Origin of the sequence: Corallococcus exercitus, from assembly GCF_003611585.1 — a bacterium.
In the GTDB taxonomy this organism is placed as follows: Bacteria; Myxococcota; Myxococcia; order Myxococcales; family Myxococcaceae; genus Corallococcus; species Corallococcus exercitus.
The window spans coordinates 1-8342 of the sequence record NZ_RAVW01000423.1 but is presented as its reverse complement, the minus strand read 5'-3'; the positions used below and the strand labels follow the sequence as shown (position 1 = coordinate 8342).

Annotated in this window: 11 protein-coding genes and 1 pseudogene; 11 read left to right on the top strand and 1 reads right to left on the bottom strand. The window is 69.6% G+C overall.

Annotation, left to right across the window (positions count from 1 at the left end; all coding sequences use genetic code 11):
* From D7W79_RS34535 to D7W79_RS34495, 9 genes and pseudogenes are all read left to right on the top strand, one after another.
* Positions 1-705: tetratricopeptide repeat protein (locus tag D7W79_RS34535; RefSeq protein WP_147442189.1), on the top strand; the 705-nt coding region annotated here is incomplete at its 5' end.
* Between the two features lie 43 nt (positions 706-748).
* Positions 749-1162, top strand: coding sequence for a carboxypeptidase-like regulatory domain-containing protein (locus D7W79_RS34530; protein ID WP_244222134.1), 414 nt, complete (start codon positions 749-751; stop codon positions 1160-1162).
* 279 nt (positions 1163-1441) lie between these two features.
* Positions 1442-2320: a ribonuclease HII gene (rnhB, locus tag D7W79_RS34525; protein ID WP_120529585.1), complete on the top strand. Its 879-nt coding sequence runs from the start codon at positions 1442-1444 to the stop codon at positions 2318-2320.
* A complete protein-coding gene (locus D7W79_RS34520; RefSeq protein ID WP_120529584.1) occupies positions 2317-2952 on the top strand; it encodes a hypothetical protein in 636 nt (211 codons plus the stop codon). Before rnhB ends, D7W79_RS34520 begins: the two co-directional genes overlap by 4 nt.
* Before the next feature lie 117 nt (positions 2953-3069).
* Positions 3070-3543, top strand: a complete 474-nt coding sequence (locus tag D7W79_RS34515; RefSeq protein WP_120529583.1) for a MarR family winged helix-turn-helix transcriptional regulator — start codon at positions 3070-3072, stop codon at positions 3541-3543.
* The gene (locus tag D7W79_RS34510) at positions 3533-4243 is read left to right on the top strand and encodes a bleomycin resistance protein (protein WP_120529582.1); all 711 of its coding nucleotides are present in this window, start codon (positions 3533-3535) and stop codon (positions 4241-4243) included. Before D7W79_RS34515 ends, D7W79_RS34510 begins: the two co-directional genes overlap by 11 nt.
* A gap of 48 nt (positions 4244-4291) precedes the next feature.
* Entirely contained in the window at positions 4292-4663 is a 372-nt protein-coding gene (locus D7W79_RS34505) for a DUF3060 domain-containing protein (protein WP_158617125.1), read from the top strand.
* A gap of 324 nt (positions 4664-4987) precedes the next feature.
* A pseudogene (locus tag D7W79_RS34500) lies at positions 4988-5122 on the top strand (nicotinate-nicotinamide nucleotide adenylyltransferase); the annotation flags it as partial.
* Positions 5123-5235: 113 nt separating this feature from the next.
* Positions 5236-5574 carry a hypothetical protein gene (locus D7W79_RS34495; protein ID WP_120529580.1) on the top strand — a complete coding sequence of 113 codons (339 nt, stop codon included), beginning with the start codon at positions 5236-5238 and terminating at the stop codon, positions 5572-5574.
* A 64-nt stretch (positions 5575-5638) separates the two neighbouring features.
* On the opposite strand, the gene D7W79_RS43975 is transcribed toward D7W79_RS34495, so the two are convergent.
* Entirely contained in the window at positions 5639-5791 is a 153-nt protein-coding gene (locus D7W79_RS43975; protein WP_158617124.1) for a hypothetical protein, read from the bottom strand.
* Positions 5792-6155: 364 nt separating this feature from the next.
* Here D7W79_RS43975 and D7W79_RS34490 point away from each other — a divergent pair, with 364 nt between their 5' ends.
* Together D7W79_RS34490 and D7W79_RS34485 are read left to right on the top strand one after the other, a co-directional pair.
* The gene (locus tag D7W79_RS34490) at positions 6156-6422 is read left to right on the top strand and encodes an SDR family oxidoreductase (RefSeq protein ID WP_244222133.1); all 267 of its coding nucleotides are present in this window, start codon (positions 6156-6158) and stop codon (positions 6420-6422) included.
* A 174-nt stretch (positions 6423-6596) separates the two neighbouring features.
* The coding region (locus D7W79_RS34485) for a S1 family peptidase (RefSeq protein ID WP_147442188.1) at positions 6597-8342 on the top strand (1746 nt) is incomplete at its 3' end.

Genomic DNA, 8342 nt, shown 5'->3' with positions numbered 1-8342 from the left:
GTGGGGCGCGACGCGGGGCTCGTGACGGGGGTGTTCGTGCTGCTGGCGCTCGTCCACGGCGGGCTGCACTGGGGCGCGGCGTGGGTGGTCCAGCTGGGGCTTCCGTTCGCGTCCGGGTTCATCGCGCAGGTGCTCACCTGCCTGATGCCCTTCAGTGCCGCGAGCCTGCTGGGGCTCGTGCTGTACGTGCACGGGGACGCGCTGGGCTACCTGCCCGCGCGCGACTTCCTGGAGGCCACGCTGGGTGACACCGCGCCCCAGCGCGTGCCCGAGCCCCTGCGCGAGGCCCCGGGGCTCCCCTCCCCGGAGCCCGACGCCGTCGAGGCCGAAACGGCCCGGGCCCGGCAGCTGGCCGAGCTGGGCGCGGCGGTGGAGGCGCGCGACGTGGCGAAGGCGCTGGCGCTGTATGGCGCGCTCCACGTTCTGCCTCGCCTGAAGCTTTCGCCGGCGCACCATCTGTTCATTGGCCAGGCCGCGGCGGTGGAAGGAGATTTCCCACTGTCGGTCAAAGCGTTGGAAACCGCGGCGGACACGGCGCCGGATTCGCCCACCGCGCCCCGCGCGCTGGTGCTCCTGGCGCGCGTGCAGGGGGAGAAGTTGGGAAACACGGTGCGCGCGGAGGAAATCTACCGGTACATCCTGCATCGCTATCCGGACACCGATGCCGCACGTTTTGCCCATGCGCGGCTGCCGCCCGCCGCCTGACACATGCATTGCAGCCCCCGTCCCCCGGTACCAGATTCACGGCATGGGACGGGTTGGGGGCGTGGGGATGGGGAAGCAGTTGAGGACGTATGGATGGTTGGGGCTCCTCGCGAGCGTGCTGCTGACGGGCTGTGATGACGCCCCCAGCGCGAACCGGCACGAGGACACCTGCGCGGAGCCGCTGTCGCTGCGCGTGGAGGTGATGTCGTCGGACGGTGCGTACATCCAGGGCGCGTCCGTGACGGCCACCAACCTGGAGAGCAACGTCAGCATCACCGGCGTGACGGATGACCGCGGCGTCACCACGGCCATCAACGAAACGCTCGCGCCCAGCCCCATCCGCGTGGTGGCCACGGCGGGCTCGCACGTGACGCCCGCGGAGCGCGTGGAGTGGACGTGCGACGGGTGTCACTGCACGCCTGTTCCCGCCACGGTGACGCTCCAGCTCAAGGATTGAACCGGAAGACCCGCCAGTGAGGGCCGGAGCGCGCGGAAAATCCGCTGTCTCCGGCCGCCGGGCGGTTGTGCATACCTGCCCGTGCGCGGTACCACTTGCGCCATGCGTCAAACCCGCATGCGCGCCTCCGCGTCGGTCCGGCTCTCCTCCAGCCTCGCCGCTCGCCCGTCTGGCCTGACGGCGTGCGTGCGGACGTGTTGTCGCGGCACTGGTGTTCCCCCACTCCAGTAAGCCGTGCAACCGCGCTACCCGACGGGTAGGCAATCCCGAAGGTCCCCCATGTCCGCAGAGAGTGTGCAGGCGCTGCTCGAATGCTCGGTCACCGAGCTGACCGTGCGGTTCGTCACCCAGGCGCAGCCCGTTCCCCAGGGGCTGCTGGAGGCGCTGGAAGCAGATCCGCGCCAGGGCGCGCAGGCGCTCGCGCGAAGGCTGCGCTCGCGGCAGGAGAAGAACCGCGCGGAAGGCCAGCGGCTGCGGCACCTGCTCAAGTTCGAAACGGAGCTGTGGGAGCAGGGCCTGCTGAAGGTCGCGGGCGTGGACGAGGCGGGCATGGCGCCGCTCGCGGGCCCCGTCGTCGCGGCGGCGGCCATCCTGCCCAGGGGCTACAAGCTCAAGGGGCTGGACGACTCGAAGAAGATTCTCGACCCGGACAAGCGCGAGGCGCTGGCGGAGGCGCTCAAGCGCGACGTGGTGGCGTGGGCGGTGGGCCGGGCGGAGGTGGAGGAGATTGACTCCATCAACATCTACCACGCGGGCCTGCTGGCCATGCGGCGCGCGGTGGAGGGGCTGGGGCTGACGCCGGACTACGTGCTGGTGGACGCGCGCACGATTCCCCAGTGCCCCGCTCCGCAGCGGGGGATCATCAAGGGGGACTCGCTCTCCCTGAGCATCGCGGCGGCGTCCGTGCTGGCGAAGACGACGCGCGACCGGCTGATGGCGGAGCTGGACGCGCAGTATCCCGGCTACGGGCTGGCGGCGCACAAGGGCTACCCCACCGCGCAGCACGTGCAGGCCATCCAGGCCCGGGGCGTGCTGCCCATCCACCGCCGGAGCTTCGGCCCGGTGCGCGAGGCGCTCGGACTGGCGCAGCCCTCCGGGCCCGTCCCGATGCAGTCGGAGCTGTTCGCCGCTACTCCTGTCCCGATGGCCAAGCGATGAGCGCGGACAGGGACATCGACGGGTGGTTGGCGGAGCGCGGCGTCACGCTGCTGGATGCGCGTGCGCGGGCCAGGGGCGTGTTGGAAGAGGCGGGGCTCACGCGGCCAGGCAAGGCGCGGATGAGCGAGCCCAAGCTCCTGCGAGCGGCCGAGCTGCTGGCCGAGCGCTTCTTCCAGGTGTGCGCGGATGCAGCCTGCCTCCAGGTGGCGTCGGCGAGCGGCCGGGAGCCCCTTCGGGTGGAGCCCCGCAGCCACTGTGCGCGGTGCGGCGGTTCCGCCAACCGGCGTGCGGAGGTGGCCTTCCTGGAGATGTGCCACCAGCGCGGCGTGCAGCGCGTGGTGGTGGTGGGTGGCTCGCCCGCGGTGCGTGAGGAATTGGAGACGAAGCTGGGCGGACACATCTCCCTGCGCATGGTGGACGGCACGGAGCGCCGCACCGCGGACCGCGCGAAGAGCGACCTGGAGTGGGCGGACCTGGTGCTGGTTTGGGGCGCCACGGAGCTGCACCACAAGGTGTCCAGCCACTACACGCACCTGGCCTCCGCGCATCACCGCAAGGTGGTGCACGTGGTGCGCCGGGGCGTGGCCGCGCTGCTGGATGAGGCGATGATCCACCTGCAGCGCGCGCGCTGAGGGAGCAAGGCAAACACAGACACGCCGGAGTCCTGGGGGACGCCCTCCTCCACAAGGACCCGTTCCTCCCGCGGGCCCATATTGACAGGCTCCTGTCATCTTGACAGGTTCCTGTCCATGCCACCCCTGACCCGGAAAGCAGAGGCCTTCAGCGCCCTGGTGCTGGAGGTGTTCCAACTGAATGGGCTGCTGCTCCAGGCCGGGGATCGGCTGAGCGCCCCGGCGGGATTGACGAGCGCTCGCTGGCAGGTGCTGGGCGTCATTGACCACGGCCCCGCGACGGTGGCGGCGGTGGCGCGCACGATGGGGCTTGCGCGGCAGAGCGTGCAGCAGACGGCGGACGCGCTCGCGAGCGACGGGTTCGTGGAGTACGTCGAGAACCCGCATCACCAGCGTGCGAAGTGCGTCTCACTGACCGCCGCCGGGCGCCGCGCCTTGCGCAAGGTCGAGCAGGCGCAAGCCGAGTGGGCGGACCGGATGGCCGCGAGCCTCGCTCCGGCGCTCCTGGCCTCGGCGGTCAAGGGCATCCGTGAAGCGCGCCTGCGACTGGAGAAGGACCTGGCCGTGGAGGAGCGCTCCCATGAAGGGTGACGCGTCCATCCCCCTGCTCCCCTGCGTGGAGCTCGCGCCGACGCTCGAGTTCTATGCCCTGCTGGGGTTCGAGGTGACGTACCAGCAGAGGGCTCCGAATCCCTACGCGGCGACCCGACGGGGTGGCGCCCAGCTCCACTTCTTCGGCCTGAAGGGGTTGGATCCGCTGAAGGCCTTCAGCAGTTGCCTGATCATCGTGGACGAGGTGGAGGAGCTGCACGCGCGCTTCCTGGCCGCGCTGCGAACGGCCCATGGCCGGCTTCCCCTCCGGGGTCTCCCGCGAATGACTCGCATGAAGAAGGGGCAGACGCGCTTCACCGTCGTCGACCCCTCCGGCAACTCCGTCATGTTCATCCGGAGGGACGAGCCGAGCGGCTACGGAGACGACGCGGAAGCCCCCACGTCCATCCTCGGCAAGGCCCTCAAGACCGCCCGGCGCCTGCGCGACTTCAAGGGCGATGACGCCGCCGCCGCGAAGGTCCTGGACGTCGCGCTGAAGAAGGTCGGCGCCGGGACGACGATGGAGCGGGCACGGGCACTCGTGGCCCGGGCGGAGCTGGCCGTGGCCCTGGGGGACACGCCTGACGCCCTGGAGCGGGTGCGGGACCTCAGCGCCCTTCCGCTCTCGGAGGCCGAGCACGAGGCGCTCCGCTTGGAACTGGAGGCCTCCGGATTGAATCTTCCATCGCCCGTCACGTAGATGGGAGCCGTGCGGCATCAGGCCCACACTTCTCCTCAGGGGACACGGATGAACAGGAAGCTCGGCGCGGCGGTGTTCATGATGGTGGCATGTGCCTTCGGCCCGATGACGGCCGTCGCGCAGGACGACGCGGAGGGCTCGGGCAACATCGACATCACCGGCTCTGGCGAGACCGCGACCCACGAGTGTACGCCGGAGAGCACGGTGGAGATCACCGGCGCGTCCAACACGGTGACACTGACCGGCGAGTGCAAGAGCGTCACCGTGAACGGCACCGACAACAAGGTGAAGGTGGAGGCCACCCGTGCCATCACCGTGACGGGGAGCTCCAACTCCGTCACCTACAAGCGTGGCCACGGCAAGTCGAAGCCGAAGATCAGCCGCACCGGCACGGACAACAAGATCACGCAGGAGAAGTAGTCGCCGGACCGCGCGAAGAGTGTCCTGGCGTGAGGCACGGCGAAATCGCACCAAAGGTGTCTGGCCATGACACGCACCGGGTCTCTGCCACAGCGGGCGCGCTGAGTGACTGACATTGGCGGCGGGTTCGATTCCCGCCGCCTTTCTGGCCCTGGACGCGAATGCACGCGCGTTTCGTTGGATTGCTGTGAAGAAGCCGCAGGCCCATCTGGGATTGGGCCTGAGCTGATGCGGCCCGTGTGAAGTGGGGCAAGGGCGTGCATGAGCACGCGGGGCGCACGATTCTTCGGGCGTATAGGCAGGATAGAGGCCATGTGGAGGGTGAACACCGTGGGGCCGCCGCTCGCGGAGGTGTCCTCCACGCAGGTGCGCGACCTGCTCATGCGCGGCGCGCAGCCAGCGGACCTCGTGCCCTCGGCGGTGCTCGCCTACGCGCGGATGCACGGCCTGTATGGCCTGGGCACGCGGCGACTGAGCGGCGGCGCGCCTCGCTTCAGCGTTGCTGACGCACAGGGAATTCTGACTTATAATTACCTCAATGGAAAGCCCATCTTTCCATGAAAGGGAAACCCATGAAGTCGATGTCGAAGATGGCGGCCCTCGTGGTGTTCGCGGTGTCGGCGGTAGTGGCGTGGCCCGCGGCCTCGCGGGCAGCGGACGAGGCGCGCGAGGACGCCGAGGCGGGTGTCTGCATCGCGGCCCGCGCCGAGGTGCAGCCACGCCAGCAGGCCGATGCTTCGGAGCCGAGCAAGGCCGTGTCCGCGAGTGCGCTCACCGGCGATCAGTATCCGTATGGCGGCTACTGCACGCTGGATTGCTCGCCCTGCTACCAGGACTCGGACTGCTACGGCCGTCTCGCCGGGCTCTGCACCGCCATCCAGGCCTGCTTCCGCCAGGGCCCGGGCTTCTAGGCGCGGGACGCACGCAGGTCCCCGCGGCCGCCTCGTGAGCCGGATGCTCGCGAGGCGGCTCGGGTCAGAAGCCGATGCCGGCGATGTGCAGGCCGCCGAACTGATTGCCGCGGTACGCGTACTGGTAGAAGAGCGCGAACGGGATGCTCTGCCCCACCGTGAGGCGCAGCGTGGCCGCACCGCCTTCTGGGTGCGCTCGTTGTCCAGCCGCGCCCACGTGCCGAAGCCCTCCAGCTCGAGCTGGCTGAGGAAGAGCGACGGCGCGAGGAACACGGTGGAGGCCCAGCCGTAGTCGATGATGACGCGGTAGCGGTAGCGCGCCGTGCCGATGAGCACGTTGCGCCCGCGGAACGTCAGGTCCTCGTAGCCGCGCAGGTACTCGCTGAAGGCGATGCCCGGCTGGAGCCGCGGGGGCGGGGGCCTTCTTCGCGCGACTCGCGGCTCGTGAAGAAGGCCTGGCCCGGGAAGATGCCGCCCACCTCCAGCAGCCCCCGGGCGCCCCCGGCAGCGCGCGGCCCACCGCCGACAGCTGCAGGTTGTCCTTGTGGCGTCGGTCCAGGAGCTCGTGGCGGAAGGCAATCATGCTCTTCACCAAGGCCCTGGCGAAGCAGCTGGCCAAGCAGGGCATCCGGGTGAACGGCGTGGCGCCGGGCCCGTTCTGGACGCCGCTGCAGGTGAGCGGAGGCCAGACGCAGGAGAACCTGGTCAAGTCCGGAGAGAACACGCCCATGGGGCGCCCCGGCCAGCCCGCGGAACTCGCGTCCGTGTACGTGGAGCTCGCCAGCGCCCAGGCCAGCTACATCACGGGGCAGATCTACGGCGCGTCTGGCGGACGGGGCAATCCGTGACCTGAGTCGCCGCCACCCCATCACCTTCGTGATGTATTTGCATGAATTGCCTTTGGGTTTGACGGCTCTCCCAGGGAATTCATTTCCAGACGGCGCCGGTGCTGGGAGGGGGGCTTGGAAGCGTTCAGGCGTGAACGCTAACGTCCGGGGCCTGCGTCAAGCCTTGGAGCGGATGTGTTCAGACGGGTGGTCCTGTTGGGGGTGTTGTCGCTGTGTCTCTCCGTGGGCGGCGCTTCGTGCCGGAAGCAGGAGGCCTCGGCCTCCAGCCCCGGTTCGATGGATGCGGCGCTGCTGGAGCGCATCAAGGGCGCGACCGTGTTCATCCGCGCGGGAGAGGCAAGCGGCAGCGGGTTTGTCGTCAGTGCCGGGCAGGGCAAGCACCGGGTGGTGACCAATCACCACGTCATCGCGCTGGAGGACGAAGAGGGCTCGCCATCGTTCCAGGTCATCTACCGCAGCGGCACGCCGCAGGAGGTGACGCGGCAGGCGCGCATCATCGCGAAGGACCGGGGCAACGACCTGGCACTGCTGGAGGTCGCGGACACGGCGGGCATCGAGGTGGAGCCGCTCAACGAGGGCGTGACGCCGCGTGAGACGTTGGGCCTCTACGCGGTGGGCTTCCCCTTCGGACAGATGCTGTCCCCCGACCATCGCCCGGCCGCGACCATCACCCGAGGCTCGGTGTCCAGCCTGCGTCGCGGTCGGTTGGGCGCGCTGGAGGCCATCCAGGTCGACAGTGATTTCAACCCCGGCAACAGCGGCGGTCCGGTGGTGGACGTGGAGGGGCGGCTCCTGGGCGTAGCGGTGGCCACGCTCCGGGGCACCAACATCAGCTTCGTCGTCCCCTGGGAGCGCGTGCAGCCGCTCTTGGCGGGACGGGCCGCCGACTTGATTGTCGGCGCGCTCCCGGAGGACTGTGAGGACGCCTGCGACGTCCCCGTCACGGTGGAGGTGAGCAACCCTGACGGCGCGGTGCAGGAACTGGAACTGCGACTCATCCACCCTGATTCGACCTTCCTCACGCGCTCGCGCACGCCTCCCTACGAAGCGGAAGGCGAGTCCCACGCTCGCGTGTCCCATCAGGGCGTGGGCACGGTGAAGCTGGCCGCGAACGTGGCCTGGCGGACCGGCAACGAGACCTATGTCCAGGTTGGCTACGTCACGGGAAAGGGCAGCCGGACGTATGACCTGCCGGTGCGGCTGCCCGCGCCTCCGAAGCCGTCGCTCAAGGTGGTCAAGCTCGCGCCGGTGGCGCAGGAGCCGGAGCTCCCGCCCGAGGCGGCCTTCGAGAAGATCGACCTGGAGCGGACGCTCGTCGACGTGCAGGTCGCGGACGGCGGCCGGCTCGTCGTGCTGCGCATGGAGGGACAGTCCTCCGTGAGCATCCTGGACGTGAAGTCGCGGCGCATCGTCCACACGCTGGAGCTGCCGGAGCAGCAGTTCCTGTTCGCCGCCGGGGGCACGTCGCTGCTGGTGTACCTGCCCACGCTGAAGCTCTTCCACCGCTACAGCCTCACCACCTTCGAGCGGGAGAAGCTCGGCCGCTTCATGCTGGGAGGCTCCGTGCTCCAGCTGCTGATGGGCAGCGACAACGGTGACCGGGCCCTCGTCATCCGCGACGCGACGCAAATGCGGGGCGAAGACCCGCTCACGCTGCTGGACGTCCAGAAGCTGGAGCCCCTGCCGGTCCCACGCTTCGCGGGGAAGACCGACGGTCAGCGGACCCTGGAGAACCGGCGCCCCATCAACCTCGGCAGCTCCTATTCCTTCCAGTGGCGCGTGAACCCACAGGCCACGGTCTTCACCGCGATGCAGCCCGGTCTCTCTCCGGAGGGCATCTACGTGGGGCGGCTCGTGGAGAACCGGCTGGAGTTCCAGCACCAACACGATTCGGCCGGCCTGCTGCTCGTGGGCGGGGAC